The 18,699-nt window shown below is 38.4% G+C and carries 17 protein-coding genes; all 17 read left to right on the top strand.

Annotated features, from left to right (window positions below; all coding sequences use genetic code 11):
* Window positions 1-82 precede the first annotated feature (82 nt).
* Window positions 83-1,348, top strand: coding sequence for an NADP-dependent isocitrate dehydrogenase (gene icd / locus CR194_RS11335; RefSeq protein WP_110609765.1), 1,266 nt, complete (start codon window positions 83-85; stop codon window positions 1,346-1,348).
* Between the two features lie 228 nt (window positions 1,349-1,576).
* Window positions 1,577-2,515, top strand: coding sequence for a malate dehydrogenase (gene mdh / locus CR194_RS11330; protein WP_110609764.1), 939 nt, complete (start codon window positions 1,577-1,579; stop codon window positions 2,513-2,515).
* A 102-nt stretch (window positions 2,516-2,617) separates the two neighbouring features.
* On the top strand, window positions 2,618-3,097 hold the full coding sequence (locus tag CR194_RS11325) for a MaoC/PaaZ C-terminal domain-containing protein (protein WP_110609763.1): 480 nt from the start codon (window positions 2,618-2,620) through the stop codon (window positions 3,095-3,097).
* Between the two features lie 241 nt (window positions 3,098-3,338).
* Window positions 3,339-4,055: a response regulator transcription factor gene (locus CR194_RS11320; protein ID WP_110609762.1), complete on the top strand. Its 717-nt coding sequence runs from the start codon at window positions 3,339-3,341 to the stop codon at window positions 4,053-4,055.
* 25 nt (window positions 4,056-4,080) lie between these two features.
* Window positions 4,081-5,823 carry a two-component system histidine kinase PnpS gene (pnpS, locus tag CR194_RS11315; protein WP_233254322.1) on the top strand — a complete coding sequence of 581 codons (1,743 nt, stop codon included), beginning with the start codon at window positions 4,081-4,083 and terminating at the stop codon, window positions 5,821-5,823.
* 225 nt (window positions 5,824-6,048) lie between these two features.
* The gene (polA, locus tag CR194_RS11310) at window positions 6,049-8,688 is read left to right on the top strand and encodes a DNA polymerase I (protein WP_110609760.1); all 2,640 of its coding nucleotides are present in this window, start codon (window positions 6,049-6,051) and stop codon (window positions 8,686-8,688) included.
* A 43-nt stretch (window positions 8,689-8,731) separates the two neighbouring features.
* Window positions 8,732-9,568: a DNA-formamidopyrimidine glycosylase gene (gene mutM, locus CR194_RS11305; protein WP_110609759.1), complete on the top strand. Its 837-nt coding sequence runs from the start codon at window positions 8,732-8,734 to the stop codon at window positions 9,566-9,568.
* Window positions 9,569-9,643: 75 nt separating this feature from the next.
* Window positions 9,644-10,282, top strand: coding sequence for a sporulation membrane protein YtaF (ytaF, locus tag CR194_RS11300; protein ID WP_110609758.1), 639 nt, complete (start codon window positions 9,644-9,646; stop codon window positions 10,280-10,282).
* 29 nt (window positions 10,283-10,311) lie between these two features.
* Window positions 10,312-10,908 carry a dephospho-CoA kinase gene (gene coaE / locus CR194_RS11295; RefSeq protein WP_110609757.1) on the top strand — a complete coding sequence of 199 codons (597 nt, stop codon included), beginning with the start codon at window positions 10,312-10,314 and terminating at the stop codon, window positions 10,906-10,908.
* 133 nt (window positions 10,909-11,041) lie between these two features.
* Window positions 11,042-12,070 (top strand): glyceraldehyde-3-phosphate dehydrogenase, encoded by a 1,029-nt coding sequence (locus CR194_RS11290; protein WP_233254321.1) that lies wholly within the window; start codon window positions 11,042-11,044, stop codon window positions 12,068-12,070.
* A gap of 198 nt (window positions 12,071-12,268) precedes the next feature.
* A complete protein-coding gene (gene speD, locus CR194_RS11285; protein WP_110609755.1) occupies window positions 12,269-12,664 on the top strand; it encodes an adenosylmethionine decarboxylase in 396 nt (131 codons plus the stop codon).
* Window positions 12,665-12,760: 96 nt separating this feature from the next.
* Window positions 12,761-13,165, top strand: coding sequence for a DUF1499 domain-containing protein (locus CR194_RS11280; RefSeq protein WP_110609754.1), 405 nt, complete (start codon window positions 12,761-12,763; stop codon window positions 13,163-13,165).
* Window positions 13,166-13,201: 36 nt separating this feature from the next.
* The gene (nrdR, locus tag CR194_RS11275; RefSeq protein WP_110609753.1) at window positions 13,202-13,666 is read left to right on the top strand and encodes a transcriptional regulator NrdR; all 465 of its coding nucleotides are present in this window, start codon (window positions 13,202-13,204) and stop codon (window positions 13,664-13,666) included.
* Window positions 13,667-13,851: 185 nt separating this feature from the next.
* Window positions 13,852-15,267: a replication initiation and membrane attachment family protein gene (locus CR194_RS11270; protein ID WP_110609752.1), complete on the top strand. Its 1,416-nt coding sequence runs from the start codon at window positions 13,852-13,854 to the stop codon at window positions 15,265-15,267.
* The gene (dnaI, locus tag CR194_RS11265) at window positions 15,268-16,209 is read left to right on the top strand and encodes a primosomal protein DnaI (RefSeq protein ID WP_110609751.1); all 942 of its coding nucleotides are present in this window, start codon (window positions 15,268-15,270) and stop codon (window positions 16,207-16,209) included.
* Between the two features lie 146 nt (window positions 16,210-16,355).
* The gene (gene mqnC, locus CR194_RS11260; protein WP_110609750.1) at window positions 16,356-17,462 is read left to right on the top strand and encodes a cyclic dehypoxanthinyl futalosine synthase; all 1,107 of its coding nucleotides are present in this window, start codon (window positions 16,356-16,358) and stop codon (window positions 17,460-17,462) included.
* A gap of 311 nt (window positions 17,463-17,773) precedes the next feature.
* Complete coding sequence (locus tag CR194_RS11255) at window positions 17,774-18,670, top strand: putative sporulation protein YtxC (protein ID WP_110609749.1); 897 nt, start codon at window positions 17,774-17,776, stop codon at window positions 18,668-18,670.
* Window positions 18,671-18,699 lie beyond the last annotated feature (29 nt).

Genomic DNA, 18,699 nt, shown 5'->3' with positions numbered 1-18,699 from the left:
CCGTGTTTAACAAGAAGAAGAGAGATGATTTTCTTTCTTCTTCTATGTATCAATACATATATTTTATAGGAGGTATTTTTTTATGTCAGGTGAAAAAATTACAGTAAATAATGGAGTATTAAATGTACCGAGTGAGCCAGTAATTCCTTATATTGAAGGAGACGGAATTGGACCGGATATCTGGAAATCAGCTTCTCGTGTAATCGAAGCAGCTGTTGATAAAGCTTATAACGGAGAGAAGAAAATTCACTGGAAAGAAGTTCTTGCTGGTCAGAAAGCTCATGATACAACTGGTGAGTGGCTTCCTGAAGAAACATTAGAAACGATCCGTGAATATTTCATCGCTATTAAAGGACCTTTAACTACACCGATTGGCGGAGGTTTCCGTTCATTAAACGTAGCTCTTAGACAAGAGTTGGACTTATATACTTGTTTACGTCCTGTTCGTTGGTTCGAGGGAGTTCCGTCACCTGTTAAACGTCCTCAAGATACAGACATGGTTATTTTCCGTGAGAACTCTGAAGACATTTATGCAGGGATTGAATATCAACAAGGGTCAGATGAAGTGAAGAAATTGATCGACTTCTTGCAAAACGAAATGGGTGCGACAAAAATTCGTTTCCCAGAAACGTCAGGTATTGGAATCAAGCCAGTATCTCAAGAAGGTACTGAGCGCCTTGTTCGTTCTGCGATTCAATATGCTCTAGACGAAGGACGGAAGAGTGTTACTCTTGTCCATAAAGGGAACATCATGAAATTTACTGAAGGTGCGTTTAAGAATTGGGGATACGAACTTGCTGAAAAGGAATTTGGCGATAAAGTATTCACATGGGCAGAATATGATCGTATTGTAGAAGAAAAAGGACAAGCTGCTGCAAACGATGCACAATCTGCAGCCGAAGCTGAAGGTAAAATCATTATTAAAGATTCAATTGCTGACATTTTCTTACAACAGATCTTAACTCGCCCTAAAGAGTTTGATGTAGTTGCAACAATGAACTTAAACGGGGACTATGTCTCTGATGCACTAGCTGCTCAAGTTGGTGGGATCGGTATTGCTCCAGGAGCGAACATTAACTACGACTCTGGGCATGCGATCTTTGAAGCGACTCACGGAACTGCTCCGAAGTATGCAGGACAAGATAAAGTGAACCCATCTTCTGTTCTATTATCTGGCGTATTAATGCTTCGTCACTTAGGATGGGTAGAAGCAGCAGATATGATCGAGAACTCCATGGACAAAACAATTGGAAACAAAACGGTCACGTATGATTTTGCTCGTTTAATGGACGGCGCTACTGAAGTAAAGTGTTCTGAATTCGGTGATGCATTAATTTCCAACTTGTAAATTGATATGAATCACTTATCTTCTATAGTCTTTATTAAAAAAGACTAAGTTATAGACAGTTGTTATTTTAGAAAAAACCGCAACACTGTCGCGGAAAAGCAGATCAATCGAGATTCTCAGAGGTAGATTCCTTTGGAATCTCGAAGTCTGTCCCCGTGAAGAAAGCGGTTACTTTTCATACTCTCAACTTATCGATAATTTAGTCATAAATATGGGAGGGCGATAGATATGACAATCAAACGAAGAAAAATCAGTGTTATTGGTGGAGGTTTTACAGGGACAACAACTGCGCTAATGACAGCTCAAAAAGAACTTGGAGATGTAGTATTAGTAGATATCCCTCAATCGGAAAATCCTACTAAAGGGAAAGCTCTAGACATGTTGGAAGCGAGCCCAGTTCAAGGGTTTGACGCTAAAATTACGGGAACGTCAGACTATAAAGATACTGCTAATTCTGATATCGTTGTGATTACAGCGGGTATTCCTAGAAAGCCGGGGATGAGTCGAGATGATTTAGTCGCGACAAATGCTGGAATAATGAAAAGTGTCACAAAAGAAATTGTAAAGTACTCGCCTGATTGTTTTATCATCGTCTTAACAAATCCAGTGGATGCCATGACTTATTCAGTATTCAAAGAATCTGGATTCCCTAAGAATCGAGTGATTGGTCAGTCTGGTGTATTAGATACTGCACGATTTAATACATTCGTAGCTGAAGAATTAAATGTTTCTGTCGAAGATGTAACAGGATTCGTATTAGGTGGTCATGGAGACGATATGGTGCCAATGCTCCGTTACAGCTTTGCTGGAGGCATACCACTGGAAAAATTAATTTCTAAAGACCGTCTAGATGCCATTGTGGAACGTACACGTAAAGGTGGAGGCGAAATTGTTAACCTTCTAGGCACAGGCAGTGCATACTATGCACCAGCAGCGTCTATTGTTCAAATGGTAGAGGCTATATTAAAAGATAAAAAACGTATTCTTCCGTCGATTGCTTACCTTGAAGGTGAGTATGGGTATAATGATATTTACTTAGGCGTTCCTACCATTTTAGGTGGAGATGGCATTGAAAAAATCTTTGAATTAGAACTTAATGAAAAAGAAAAAGCAGGTCTTGATAAGTCTGTTGACTCTGTTAAAGAGGTTATGAAATTAGTTCAATAGAGGATACGTAAATGAGAAACCCTAAAGAAAGGGTTTCTCTCTTCTTTACCCTCTATTGAAAGCGCTTACTAATCATAGTTATTATACAGTGGGGTGATGTAATTGTTTACAAGAAAAAGAAAATTAGGTAAAACGATTGACCAGTTAAACGTTGGAGATGTGTTTGAACAGGAGAAAAAAATTGAAGATAAAGATATTCTGCTATTTTTAGGCTTTACAGATGATTCAAATCCAATTTATATCCAACATGATTATGCATCGAGAACTCCCTTTAAGAAACCAATCGTTCCTCATATCATGTTGAATGGGTTTGTCTCATCCGTCATTTCAATGAATTTTCCTGGACCGGGCAGTGCAATTCTTCAGCAAAATTTATCATTCCCAAAGCCCTTGTATCATTATGGAACGTTTAAATTAAAGGCTACTATTACAAACTTAGAGAAGAAAGAGCACAAGGTATATATGGCTGTCACTGGGAAAGACGAGTATGATGAAACTGTTTTAGAGGGATCTCTAGTCGTTTCACCCCCTTATCCTTGGAAACCTATGACACACGATTCAGGAAACTTTGACAACTTTTAAATTGAACGGTTCCTCTTCTAAATACAGGAGAGGAACTTTTTTTGGGTATATATTCCTCCTTTTGTTTAATACATAAGAGAGGAGAATCATCACTATTTTAGTCATTCATCTATCTATTGGCCTTGTAGAGAGCTTTGTCATTAATTAAAAATGTAGTAAGATAAAATAAACAGTCACAAAAGAAATAGAAAGCTTTGATAAAATTGATCTTGGGGGTCAAAGCAAATCGGGAGGAAGAAGAATGTCACAAAAAATACTCATTGTAGATGATGAAGAATCAATTTTGACCTTGCTTCAATTTAACCTAGAGAAGGCAGGATTTGATGTTACAACCGCTATGGATGGAAAATCGGCGTTAGAAAAGGGATTGAAAGAATCATTTGATATGATTGTTCTTGATCTAATGCTTCCTGAAATGGATGGTTTAGAAGTTTGCAAAGAGTTAAGGCAGAATAAAATTTTGACACCGATTCTCATGTTAACAGCTAAAGATGATGAATTCGATAAAGTACTTGGACTGGAGTTAGGTGCTGATGATTATTTGACGAAACCATTCAGTCCTAGAGAAGTGGTCGCTCGCGTCAGAGCAATTTTAAGAAGGTCTCAGTCCGTTCATCCACCTCAAGAAACTAAAAAGAAAAATAATACGATTACTTTTGGGGATGTGGAAATTTTTCCAGATAACTACGAAGTATTTTTGCGGGGGGAACCTCTGGAGTTAACTCCTAAAGAATTTGAATTACTCGTGTATCTTACTACCCATAGAGGAAGAGTGTTAACGCGGGATCAATTACTAAATGCTGTCTGGAATTATGAGTTTGTAGGGGATACTAGAATCGTTGATGTTCATATTAGTCATCTTAGAGAGAAAATTGAACCGAATACTAAAAAGCCTATCTATATTAAAACCATCCGCGGTTTAGGTTATAAATTAGAGACACCGACAAAAGATGAATAGTTATCGTTTTAGATTAATTGTTCCATTGTCACTGATTATTTTGCTAGTATTAGCTGGATTAGGAGCGATCCAAGGACCATTTTTCAAAGAATTTTACTTAGAACGAATGAGTGATCGAATAGAAAAAGAATCAGACGTGGTTGCTTATTATCTGCAAGATATGGATCTTGGTAATCAAGAAAGTTTGCAAGAAGTCACTATGGAATTAGCTGATCGTTTAGATGTTCGAATCACTATAGTCGCTCCTGATGGCGAAGTACTAGCAGAAACGGACGCTGATCCGCAGGACATGGAGAACCACTTAAGCAGGCAGGAAATACAATCGGTCATCCAAGGAACCCCAGCAAGAGAAACACGCTATAGTGCTACCGTAGAAAGCGAACTTCTTTACTATGCTATGGCACTGGAATCTAATGGAGAACAGGCTGGGTTTCTTCGCTTAGGGATGGAAATGGAAGAACTAAATTCGGTTTATCAAAATATATGGACCTTGTTATTCGTCTCTTTCTTTATCGCGTTCCTGATCATTCTAGTGCTTGCCTCTAAGCTCACGAATCAAATGGTTAAGCCGGTAGAAGATGCAAGAAGAGTGGCTAATGAACTTGCCAAAGGAAATTTCAGTGCAAGAACATTTGAAGGAGCTAACTTGGAAACAGGTGAATTGAATCGTTCCATCAATGTCCTTGCTGAAAATCTGCAACAGATTACACAAACGTATGAGAACCAGCAAGAACGTCTAGAGACGTTAATTGAAAATATGGGGAGTGGCTTGATCTTAATTAATACGAAAGGGGATATTACTCTTCTTAACCGATCGTGCAAAGTAATCTTTGATGAAGAAACTGAATTATGGAAAAATCAACTATACTATAAGGTGATCAAACATAAAAAGATTATCAAGTTTATCCAGGAAATTTTCCTAACTGAAAAGCCCACTCGGAAACAAATTAAATTACAAATCGGTATTTACTATAAACACTTTGATGTTCATGGCGCTCCCATTTTGGGTCAAGATGATAAGTTGAAAGGGATTGTCCTTGTTTTCCATAACATTACAGAGTTGAAAAAATTAGAGCAAGCAAGAAAAGACTTTGTTGCTAATGTCTCTCATGAATTGAAAACGCCCGTTACATCATTAAAAGGTTTTACTGAAACATTGCTAGACGGTGCCATGGAAGATGAACATTTGCGGAAACAGTTCTTAACAATTATTGCCAATGAATCTGAGCGGTTAGAGGGTTTGATTTATGACTTGTTGGAACTTTCCAAAATCGAAGGGACCCAATTTCAATTAAATTGGGAGGAAATTTCATTGGATTCTTTAACTGATGAAGTCTTTCTCATATTAAATGACAAGGCAGAAAAGAAACAAATGAAACTGGTGAAGAAAGTCACTGGAACTCCTATGATTGCAGGCGATCCTCACCGAATTAAACAAATTCTAATTAACCTTGTGAATAATGCTATTGTCTATACACCGGAACAGGGGACAATAACGATAAGAGTAAAAGAACAAGCGGAAACGGTTTTATTAGAAGTTGAGGATACTGGAATTGGAATCAATAAAAAAGAAATACCAAGAGTTTTTGAACGATTTTATCGAGTAGATCGTGCTAGAAGTCGTAATTCAGGCGGTACAGGACTGGGATTAGCCATCGTGAAGCATTTAGCTGAAGCCCACCATGCTAACTTATCAGTTGAAAGTGATGAAGGAAAAGGAACGGTTTTTCGTCTCATGTTTTACAAGCGAAGGCCAGAGAATAAATAACTTCAATTAAAACTTTACAATATATTAACAGTCCCTTTACGTGGTGTTTACGTTCATCTCGTATAGTGAGAGGGTGAACTGTTTTATATGAATGCAATCTTTCTTCTGAGGTTGCTTCAAGTTTTACATCCCCTTTGATAGGAACGAAAGTCTCCCCTAGAGCTTTCGTTCCTTTTTTTATTCTCAGCCATTCGTGATAAAATACAGATATCATGAATAAATGAGGTGTTAGACGTGGAGAAACTAGTCCTAGTAGACGGAAATAGTATAGCTTACCGTGCATTTTTTGCATTGCCCTTGTTAAATAACGAAAAAGGGGTTTATACAAATGCTGTTTATGGATTTACAACGATGATTTTAAAAATATTAGAAGATGAAAAACCTACTCACATGCTTGTAGCTTTTGATGCTGGGAAGACGACCTTTCGTCATGAAACATATAAAGAATACAAAGGAAAACGAGAGAAAACGCCTCCTGAGCTATCAGAACAGCTGCCTGTCATGCGCGATTTACTTAAAGCGTTTAATATCCCTTATTTCGAAGTGGAAAATTACGAAGCTGATGACATTATTGGGACGCTCTCCCTCCAAGGAGCTAAGCAAGAAAATTTAGATGTGAAAATTTATACAGGTGATAAAGACTTGTTGCAACTAGTAACAGACAAAGTCCATGTTGCCCTTACTCGTAAAGGAATAACGAATGTTGATACATATGATTTAAAGATGGTGGATGAGAAATACGGAATCACTCCTATGCAAATTATCGACATGAAAGGATTAATGGGCGACAGCTCTGACAATATTCCTGGTGTTCCTGGCGTGGGAGAAAAAACCGCTTTAAAATTGTTGAAACAGTATGAAACCGTTGAAGGTGTTTATGAACACATTTATGAAGTGTCAGGGAAAAAGTTAAAAGAAAAACTTGAGAGCAATCAAGAACAAGCTCTTATGAGTAAACAGCTTGCTACGATTATGCTAGATGCGCCAGTTAGTTTGACTTTTGAAGATTTAGTGCTGGGAGAACCTCATCAACATGAATTGAAGGAGCTTTTTAAAGAGTTGGAATTTGCTTCTCTTTTAGACCGAATTGGTGTAGATGAAGGATCTGAAAAAGAAGAAATGGAAGAACTTGATGTCCAATTGGTGACAGAAGTGACTGACAACATGCTGCAATCCCCAAGCGCACTCGTTGTTGAGGCGTTGGACGAAAACTACCATCAAGCGGAAGTCATAGGTTTGTCTATTGCCAACAGTAATGGAGTCTTCTTCATTCCATCAGAGGTAGCGATTGCAAGTCATTCTTTTCAGACATGGGCAGCAGATGCTTCGAAGGAAAAGTATATCTTTAATGCTAAGAGGGCAGTTGTATCTCTCGGCTGGAAAGACGTGTTATTAGATGGTGTTTGTTTTGATGTTCAAATAGCTTCTTATTTAATTGATCCTTCTGCCAGTTCTCATGAGATGGGGGATATTGCTAAGCGAAAGCAAAGTCTCCGAGTTCAATCAGATGAGGTTGTATACGGAAAGGGAAAAAAGCGTCACGTACCTAATCAAGAAGAGCTGGCTCAACATTTAGGCAGGAAAGCAGCTGCCATATTAGATTTAAAAGATGATTTGGAACAAGAACTCATTGAAAACAGTCAGCTAGAACTATTTAAACATTTAGAGATGCCTTTATCCGTTATTTTAGGTAGGATGGAAAAAAACGGAATATCAGTTGATCAAGAAGAGCTTAAAAAAATGGGTGAAAGCCTAGTAGAGCGTTTAAATGAAATGGAAGAGAAGATTCATAAACTTGCGGGGGTCGAATTCAATATCAACTCACCGAAACAGCTAGGGGAAGTGCTGTTTGAAAAGTTAAATTTGCCTGCGATTAAGAAAACGAAAACGGGTTATTCTACTTCGGCTGACGTTTTAGAAAAGTTAAAAGATGAACATGAGATGATTCCTACCATCCTTCATTACAGACAATTAGGGAAGCTGAATTCCACTTATATAGAGGGGCTCCTTAAAGTTGTCCATAAACAGACAGGAAAAATTCATACAATCTTTAATCAAGCCATCACTCAAACGGGCAGATTGAGCTCAACAGAACCAAACTTACAAAACATCCCAATTCGACTTGAAGAAGGTCGTAAAATACGTCATGCGTTTGTGCCTGAAAAAGAGAAATCATTTATTTTGGCCGCAGATTATTCACAAATTGAATTAAGAGTGTTAGCTCACATTTCGCAAGATGAGAATCTAAAACAAGCATTCACAGACGAGATGGATGTGCATAAGAAGACTGCCATGGATGTTTTCGGAGTTAGTGGAGATGAAGTGACAGACCAAATGCGCCGAACGGCAAAAGCAGTAAACTTCGGAATTGTTTACGGAATAAGTGACTATGGTTTATCACAGAACTTGGATATCACTCGAAAAGAAGCAAAAACGTTTATAGACAGGTATTTTGAAAGTTATCCAGGGGTTAAAGACTATATGGAAAATGTAGTTGAAGAAGCGCGGGAAAAAGGTTATGTGACGACGATGCTAAACCGGCGCCGCTATTTACCAGAACTAACGAGCAGAAACTTTAATCAACGAAGTTTTGCAGAGCGGACAGCCATGAATACACCGATTCAAGGAAGTGCTGCAGACATTATTAAGAAGGCCATGGTGGATATGGCGGAAACGTTAGAAAAAGAAAACATGGAATCAAAACTTCTCCTGCAAGTACACGATGAATTAATATTTGAAGTGCCGGAACAAGAGCTGGAAAAAATGAAGAAACTGGTTCCGAAAGTCATGGAAGATGCAGTGAAGTTAGATGTGCCTCTCACAGCAGACGTTGCTTATGGTGATACATGGTACGACGCAAAATAGCCATCTGACATGTGAGAATTTGATAGATGAGAAGGTGAATGAATTGCCAGAATTACCTGAAGTTGAAACAGTCAAACGAACGTTATCAGAACTTATTATTGATGAAACCATTGAGCAAGTAAATGTGACTTGGCCGAAAATGATTAAAGAACCGGATGATGTGAATCAGTTTGTTCATCTATTGGAAGGGCAAACCTTTCGTTCAATTTCTAGAAGGGGAAAATTTCTTGTTTTTTGTTTAGATGATTATACGCTAGTCTCTCACCTAAGAATGGAGGGACGCTACGGTGTTTATCAAAAGGAAGAAGAAGAGGCTCCTCACACACATGTCCGGTTTACATTTAAAAGTGGGCGAGAGTTACGCTATGGAGATGTTCGTAAATTTGGAACGATGCACCTTTTCCAAAAAGGAGAGGAGAACGTGAATCGTCCATTGTCCCAATTAGGTCCAGAGCCATTATCTTCTCACTTTACGAGTGAAGAGTTAACTCAACGCTTGAGCCGAACGACAAGAGCTGTTAAAGCTGCTCTCTTGGACCAGTCTGTTGTTGTAGGATTAGGGAATATTTATGTAGATGAAGCATTATTTAAAGCGAGAATTCATCCTGAAAAGCCGGCAAATTCCCTTTCGCCAGGTGAAAGGGCCGTGTTATTTACTTCGGTTCAAGAAACATTAAATGAAGCGGTGAAACTTGGAGGCTCTTCAATTAAATCCTATGTGAATGGTCAAGGAGAGATGGGCATGTTTCAACAGAATTTACGTGTTTATGGTCGTACTGCGGAACCTTGTCATACGTGTGGCACTCCAATAATAAGAACGATTGTAGGTGGAAGAGGCACACATACATGCCCTTCTTGTCAGCCACAATTTCAAGAATAGAATGAAGGAAAGAAGTACGTTGGATGGGCTCCTGCCATATACTAACATAGCAAGAAAGGGAAGGGGCCCATCCTAATGACTGACTATCTACCTTTGTTTGTATTGGCTTTTGCTGTTAGTTTAGACAGCTTTGGTGTAGGTGTGACGTATGGATTGCGAAAGATGAGATTACCTTTATTATCGGTCTTATTTATCATGGGTTGTTCAGCGTTCGCTGTTTTATTGGCTATGTGGCTCGGAGGGGGAATTAGTGAATATATGTCCCCTGCGCGGGCTGAGCAACTAGGTGGAGCCATCTTAATAACGATAGGCTTATATGCATTTTATCAAGTCTTGCGAAAACCAAAGTCAGCACGGAAAATAAGAATTCAAGAAAGTACATTGCTAAATGTCGAATTAAAACGACTCGGTATTGTTGTGAATGTGTTGAGAAAACCTATGGAAGCTGATTTAGATGATTCAGGATCGATTACTGGCAGAGAAGCTTTTTTACTGGGGACAGCATTGTCGCTTGATGCATTTGGGGCTGGTATGGGTGCTGCTTTATTTGGTGGATCCCCTTGGGTTTTAGCAGGAAGTGTAGCTTTGATGTGCGGCTTGTTTCTCGTACTAGGGAAATTTACCGGGGAACGTTTGTTCACAACAGAAAAAATGAAACATGTAGCATATGCTCCAGGAATTCTACTCATTATGATCGGTATATTCAAACTCTAGAAAGGTAAATGACGAAGGGGGAGGCACAAATGATTATAGGTTTAACAGGAGGTATTGCTTCTGGTAAGAGCACCGTTTCTACGATGCTAAAGAATGAAGGAATACCAGTTGTCGATGCAGATATCGTCGCTAGAGAAGTTGTAGAACCTGGTCGTTCGCCTTATCTAAAAATTGTCGACCATTTTGGTTCAACGATCCTTCACGAGGACAGAACGATCAATAGAGAGAAGTTAGGGAAGATTGTGTTTGAGAGCGAAAAGGAACGAACAGTTTTAAATCAAATTGTTCACCCTGCTGTTCGAGAAGAAATGCGTCTTCAAGCAGCAGAATGGCAGAAAAAAGGCCACCAATTGATTGTCATGGATATACCATTGCTTATTGAGAGCGAATTACTCCATATGGTCGATGAAGTTCTTTTAGTATACGTATCGCCGCGTATCCAGCTTGATCGATTAAGAACAAGGAATAATTTTTCAATAGAAGAAGCAAATCAAAGAATAGATTCTCAATTACCTATAGATGAGAAAAAGAAATTTGCTTCGTATGTGATAAATAATGAAGGTACCTTAGAGGAAACAAGAAACCAAGTCATTCATTTGTTAAATGAATGGAAGAAGGAGTGCTAATTAACTAGCACTCTATTTTTTTTGACAAACGCCCTTTTTTTTCACAAAACTAATAACCTAAATCATATAATATGTTATACTATTTAACATAATAAGAGTAATTGTATGTACTATATAGTGTGGAGGGATCATGATGACGCGTATAGCAATTAATGGTTTTGGAAGAATTGGTAGGATGGTATTTAGAAAGTGTATAGAAGACAGTCAAATAGATGTGGTGGCTATAAATGCTAGCTATCCTCCAGAAACGTTGGCTCATTTAATAAAGTATGACACTATTCATGGGACACTAAATAAACAGATTGAAACAGATGGAAACTCTTTGATTGTAGATGGAAAAAGAGTGATTCTTTGTCAGAATCGTGATCCTAAACAATTGCCTTGGGGTAATTTTGACGTGGATGTGGTTGTAGAGGCCACTGGGAAGTTCACATCTCGAGCAGACGCGGGGCTTCATCTTGAAGCAGGTGCAAAGAAAGTTGTTATCACTGCTCCAGGGCGTGACGAAGATATGACAATTGTGTATGGTGTGAATGAAAGGGCTTACAACCCGGAGCGACATCATATTCTATCTAATGCTTCTTGCACTACGAATTGTTTGGCACCGGTTGTGAAAGTCTTGAATGAAGCATTTGATCTTGAGTCTGGAGTGATGACCACGGTTCACTCCTATACAAATGACCAAAAAAATATTGATAACCCTCATAAAGACTTACGAAGAGCTCGAGCATGCGGTCAATCAATCATACCGACGACAACAGGAGCTGCAAAAGCGATTGGGAAAGTACTTCCAGAATTGAACGGAAAACTTCATGGTATGGCCTTGAGGGTCCCGACTCCCAACGTTTCTTTAGTAGATTTTGTTGGCAATATAAAACGTGACACAACAGTTGAGGAAGTGAATCAAGTATTTAGCCAAGCAGCAAAGGGGTCTATGCACGGGATTTTGGATTATACAAATGAGCCTCTCGTATCAACTGACTTTAATGGAAATACTCATTCTTCCATTATTGATGGACTAAGTACCATGGTTATCAATCATCGACAAATTAAAGTGTTAGCTTGGTATGACAATGAATGGGGTTATTCTTGCCGTGTAGTTGATTTAGTTAAATATGTCGGAGCTAGTTTGCCACTAAAGTCGAAAGTGACTGCCTCCTAATCAAGGTTAGAATCTCGATTTAAATAGAAGTCTAGGTTCCCGCTGAACAAACTAAAACGATGTGTTATGAATAATCAACAGATCAATTCGGCACATTAACGACAGGGAATACAAAAGTAGCACTTGCAGATCAATGGCAAGTGCTACAGTCATGTATACAGGTAGCAATAACTTTTTATAAGGTGAGGGCTGAGGACAGTGGAAACGATGGGGCGTCATATCATAGCTGAACTATGGGGCTGTGCAGTAGATAAATTAAATAATTTGCAATACATTGAACAGGTTTTTATTGATGCAGCCCATCTTGCGGGAGCTGAAGTGGTCAAAGTGGCCTTCCATTTATTCGCTCCGCAAGGGATTAGCGGTGTGGTTATCATAAGTGAATCTCATTTGACTATTCATAGTTTTCCTGAACACGGATATGCAAGCATAGATGTGTATACGTGTGGAGTTCGTATGGATCCAAATGTTGCAGTTTCTTACATCGCTAAAAGTCTAGAAGCTAAATCATCTGAAATGATTGAACTGCCTCGTGGCATGGGCGAAATTCAAATTAGAACAAGAAGAGCTCTTAAAGGTTTATCAAGTTCATGAAATGATTCACGCTCTATCCTTTGCGAGGGGGCGTTTTTCAATTGAACAATTTCTTTTTTCTTGCTATCCTTAATAGAGACGAGGTGGGATGAAAAAATGGGAATGAAACAAACGCTGAAAAAGATATTTAGTACAAGCACTGAGACAAGTGAAAATCATCATGTAGAAAGTTTACAAACACATTATTATAAAATAATGAAAGATAAAGCGATCAAAGAAGTTGAAGCTTTGCTGAAAAACAAGGAAGGTTTTGAAGTGGCTTCCATCTCAGAAGACCATGGCGAAATTATCGTTAATGTTAAAAAAGGGAAAAAAGCATTTATGGTTGTTACAATCATAATGGTCAGACCTTTCCGGACAGCCGTTGATTTTTCAGTATCTACGGAAACAATGTTATTCAGTGATTTCGGCTTCAGTCGAAAAGTGATTGAAGTGATGTACAAAGAGTTAGATTCCAGGCTTCAATTTGTTGGAACTGGAATAGGGAATGAACTGACTTAATAACGACGGTTAGCCACAGAATGGAGTGAAGTGCCAATGATTTGTCCAAGTTGTCATCATAATGGAACTAAAGTATTGGATTCCAGACCGAGTGATGAAGGTCGTTCCATTCGACGCAGAAGAGAATGCGAAGCTTGTGGTTATCGCTATACAACTTTTGAACGTATAGAAAAGACGCCACTCATAGTCGTGAAAAAAGACGGAAACCGAGAAGAATTTAGCCGTGAAAAGTTACTAAGAGGACTCATTCGTGCCTGTGAAAAAAGGCCAGTGCCTTTGGAGAAGTTAGAAACCATTACCGATGATGTAGAGAAGGATATTCGAAATAAAGGACTTTCTGAAGTTAACAGCGATCAGATTGGCGAAGAAGTTATGGAATATCTTGCACAAGTGGATGATGTGGCTTATGTACGTTTTGCATCTGTCTACCGACAATTTAAAGATATAAATGTTTTCGTAGATGAACTAAAAGAACTTATCGACCGTGAAAACAAAAAATAAGTTAAATGAAAATGGGGCCTTGCTGCTCCATTTTTCTCTATAGATCATTTAAGTTCATTTTGTAGTTAGACGATTACTCTCAGCATGGTAGACCTACTCTTAACATCCTCAACAATCATCAATACCATAGCCTTATAAAAAAGGTTAGGCTTCATGGACTCAAAAGAAAGTATAGGTGAAATGAAATGCATTGGAAAGAAGTGTTGCCATCCAATCGTTACGTTGCATACATGAGTGAACATGCCAATCCTTTGGATCATGACGTTCTTACTTTGCTCTACCAGCCCTTAATCGGAGCGACCGCTTATAGTCTATATATGACCTTATGTTTAGACATTCAAAAACAGTCATCCAAAAAGGTAGAACGAACACATAAGTCATTAATGATCTTTACTGGACAGCATTTAGATCACCTCTTTAAAGAACGAAAAAAACTGGAAGCTATAGGCTTGTTAACTGTTTATCGTAAAAAGGAAGAAGAAGAGTATGTTTATTATTATCATCTTCATCCGCCAATGAATGCCGCCCAGTTTTTTAGGGACGATTTATTAAGTGTTTTTCTTTATAATAAATTAGGTAGTAAAGATCAATACCGAGAGCTTCGGCAATTATTCAGTATCGAAGCAATAGACACGAAAGAATTAGAAAATGTAACACAAGGTTTTAGTCAAGTGTTTACATCCATTCACCCATCGGAATTGAAAAGTACAAATCCCGAGATGCTTGAAATGCTCTCATCAACGGATTCTCTAGTGGGGCGTCCTGAACCAAATTCACCATATCAAATGGGAGAAGGGGATTTTGATTTTCAACAGTTAACTGCTTATTTACCTTCATTTATCCCTAAAGAAGAACTGGAAAAACCGAAACATCAGCGGCTTATTTATCAGCTGGCCTTTATTTATAAACTACCGCCAGAAGAAATGGCGAATGTTATTCAAGATGCCATGTTACACACAGATAAGTTGGATTTAGATGAGTTAAGAACTCAAGCGAAAAGGCGCTACCGCATGAATGAAAAAGATGAACCTCCAAGGTTAGGGTTACGAAAACAGCCTGATGAATTGAAATCTCTTAATAAAGTACCTGAAACGAATGAAGAGAAAACGATTCATTATTTTGAAACGACAGCTCCAATTGAATATTTAGAGGAATTGAGCAACGGGGCTAAAGTTTATGAAGGAGATATGGACACCATTGAACGGCTCATCTTTGAATATAAACTAGCCCCGGGCGTTGTCAATGTTCTGCTTGACTATATATTTATGGTAAACGACAAGAAATTGTCTAAGCCATTAGCCTTCACTATTGCAGGACATTGGAACAGGAAAAAGATACGTACCGTCAAACAAGCGATGGAGCTTGCGATCAAAGAGAATCAAAAACGACAAGAATTCAAGCAAAAACCTGATCAACCATATACTAAGAAATCCAGGTCTTACGCAGCACCAGTGAAACAGGAACCAGTCCCTAAATGGATGAAAGATGAAAAGTGGCAGAAAGAAGAAGGCAACGAAGAAGAATTAGTGAAAGCTAAACAGGAAGCGGCGAAATATCGGGAAATGTTAAGAAAAAAGAAGCAACAAAAGGGGGAATCATAAATGGATTCCATCAATCAATCGTTAAGCCAATTTTCAAAGGGTGGATTTAACGAACGTTTTGAAAAGATTAAAAAAGAGACAATGCAAGACGACCGCATTCGTTCGTTTATTGCAGGTAACCCTGAATTATCTGAGAAACAAATAGAGAACGGTGTTAATGAGTTTTATCAATATAAGAAACAATGGGAAAATTGCGATCACTGTCCCGGCCTTGCAAATTGCCCAAACTTGATTCAAGGTTATCAGCCTAAATTGAGCCTTTACCGAAACGAAATTCATCTTGAATATTACCCTTGTTCATTGAAGAAAAAAGATGAAGAGCGTAAAAGACAGGCTTCTTTTGTACAAAGTCTTTACATTCCAAAGGAAATGACTCAAGTTAGTTTTGAAGATTTTCATGAAGATCATCCATCAAGGATGCATGCCTACACGAAAGCGATGGCCTTCTGCGCAGAAGTGAAACCTGGCGGAGATGGAAGAGGATTGTACATTCATGGCCCATTCGGAGTAGGTAAAACATTTTTGGTTGGGGCGATTGCTAACTACTTAGCAGACGAAGAAATGTCTACGATGATCGTTTATGCTCCTGATTTTTTCCGGGAATTGAAGAATGGGATTTCTGATGGCTCGTATCAGGGAAAGATGGATTTAGTGAAGCAGGCACCTGTCCTGATTCTAGACGATATCGGTGCTGAAACCATGTCTAACTGGATTCGAGATGACATTTTAGGAGCGATCCTACAATTTCGAATGATGGAAAAATTACCAACAATATTCACTTCCAACTTTGATTTACACGAACTTGAAATTCATCTCTCTTCTACGCAACGTGGCGGAGTGGAAAGAGTGGATCAGTTAAAAGCAAAAAGAATACTAGAAAGAATCAAACATTTAAATGACGTGATTGATATGAAAGGCGAAAATAAACGAGAAAAGTCATAATAACGCCTTATTCCTCTGTCTCCTTGCAATAAACAGTCACAAGACCGTCATAATGAAGCTGATTTTTGACTCTTTACGAGCGAAATGGCTTCTATTTATGTTAGTATAGAAAAAGAGTACAAGCTTTTGAGAATGGGGGAAACACGATGAGTATAGATCATATTCTCGAACGTGCACGTAATGGGGAAAGACTTTCCGTGGACGATGCAATTAAACTTTATGAAAGTGATGAAGTAGAAAAAATGGGTGAAGTAGCCAATGAAAAGATGAAAAAATGGCATCCAGAGCCTAAAACAAGTTTTGTCATTGGTAGAAATGTCAATTACACAAATCTTTGCGATACGTACTGTCGCTTTTGCGCATTTTATCGACCACCGAATGCAGAGGATGGTTATGTATTAGACGACGACGTCATCTTTCAAAAAATTCAAGAAACCAAAGATGTAAATGGGACTGAAATATTAATGCAAGGTGGGACGAACCCTAACCTTCCATTTAGTTATTATACGAACTTACTTCGAGAAATCAAAAAACGATTTGATATTACGATGCACTCTTTTTCACCGGCAGAAATATATAAAATGGTAGAAGTATCAGGCCTTTCTTTAGAACAGGTGCTGACGGAACTTCATGAAGCAGGATTAGATTCTGTCCCTGGTGGCGGAGCTGAAATACTAGATAACCGTACTCGCCGACGAATTAGCCGATTAAAAGGGACATGGGAAGAATGGATCGAGTGTATGAAAATGGTCAAAAAAGTGGGTATGCATGGAACGGCAACGATGGTGATTGGTTTCGGTGAAACGTATGAAGAACGAGCTCTACACCTTCAGCGTGTTCGAGATGCTCAAGATGATGCCGATTGTTTTCTTGCATTTATTTCATGGACATTCCAACCTGAGAATACGAACATGAAAGGCGAGAAAGTCACTCCAAGAGATTACTTGAAAAATTTAGCGATTTCTCGTATATTCCTAGATAATATTGCTAATTTCCAGTCTTCTTGGGTAACGATGGGGCCTGAAACAGGGAAAAAATCTCTTTCTTACGGCTGTAATGACTTTGGTAGTACGATGATGGAAGAGAATGTTGTTTCAGCGGCAGGTGCGACGTATAAAGTGGATACAAATTTAATTATTCGCTTGATCCGTGAAGCAGGTAAAATTCCTGTTCAACGGGATACGAAATACAATACGATTCATGAATTTGCAGAAGGCGAAGTGGTCGAAAAAGACTTTGTCATGCAAAATTAAAAGATACAGGGCTGTCTCTTACGTTGATCAATCATCGACGTAGAGGCAGCCTTTCTTTAATTTCTGTCAAATTAAAGAGAGCTATAGATTTTCATATTATTATCCTTGTGTCCTCTATATCTCGCCTTTTGCCCCCCCTCATACATAAACAAGTCCTTCATTGACTAAATGCTTTTCTGATTTCCAGTAAACTTCAATTCATAAATTTAGAGCCTATCCATATATATGTATTAGCGCAAAGAGTTGAAAATCAGCTGGGATCGGACCAACAAGACCCTCAACTCGAATTGGACGATTGGGAGGGGCTGCTGTTGTTAACAATTGAATTCAAGGATTCACTTATTGGTGCATCCTTTTACGAACAACTTCATCATTCTTTATCTATGGTAACGAACAAAGCTCAAAAACAAGTAACGATTCAATTGGACCAAAAGGAAAAAAGAGCTGTTTTATCGATTGGTGGGTTTACTTCTGGGGACCACATGATAGAGCATGCTATTATTAGTGTGCTTACGAATACAACAGCGATGATTTTTTTCAAGAAGTGGGTGGAGGAATATTTGAAAGAGACTTTTCATTATGAAGAAGAAATGGAGATTCAATCCATTGTAGAAACGGCAAAATCACTATTTTATCCCTCGCCAACACATAAGGAGCAAAAAACACTGATAACATTTATACAATGGCAACAGGAAATTTATCAGAAAATCGCTCCTTTTGTAAAAGAAAACATTTCTTTTTCTTTCGACTCTTTCCTTTATTTTCGACTCCAAACATGTAAAGAAAGTCTACTGAGTATAGTAGAAACAGCCATTGATGAATACCGGATGGAGATTGATTATCAGATGATGCTTCAAAGGTGCAGGGATTTTTTAAATTCTCATGAACCAAGGATTGAGACTGTCTACGTTAGACTAAGTAGAGGGATAGACTTCTTTGACGGAAAACATCAACAAATTCCTTTCCATCAAATTTGTCAATGGCTTGAAACGGCCACGCCTTTCGAGAAATTTTTACCTATTCATGAGCGAATGATTGGCCCGTTAGTAAGCATGGCGCCAGCTAAAATTATGATTCACTCTGAAGAATGTGATGATGATTTATTTCATACGCTTAAAAACATCTTTGAAGAGAGAATTGTTTTAATTGATGATAAAGCCAATGAGCTTAGTACGTGCAATCATCCCCGCTTTAAATTTCTGTCTTGATTTTTTTAAAATGGATGATTATAATACTA

Origin of the sequence: Salipaludibacillus keqinensis (genome assembly GCF_003226325.1) — a bacterium.
Taxonomy (GTDB): domain Bacteria; phylum Bacillota; class Bacilli; order Bacillales; family Salisediminibacteriaceae; genus Salipaludibacillus; species Salipaludibacillus keqinensis.
Note: the sequence above shows the minus strand (reverse complement) of the source record. Positions and strands in the feature narration are given on the sequence as shown.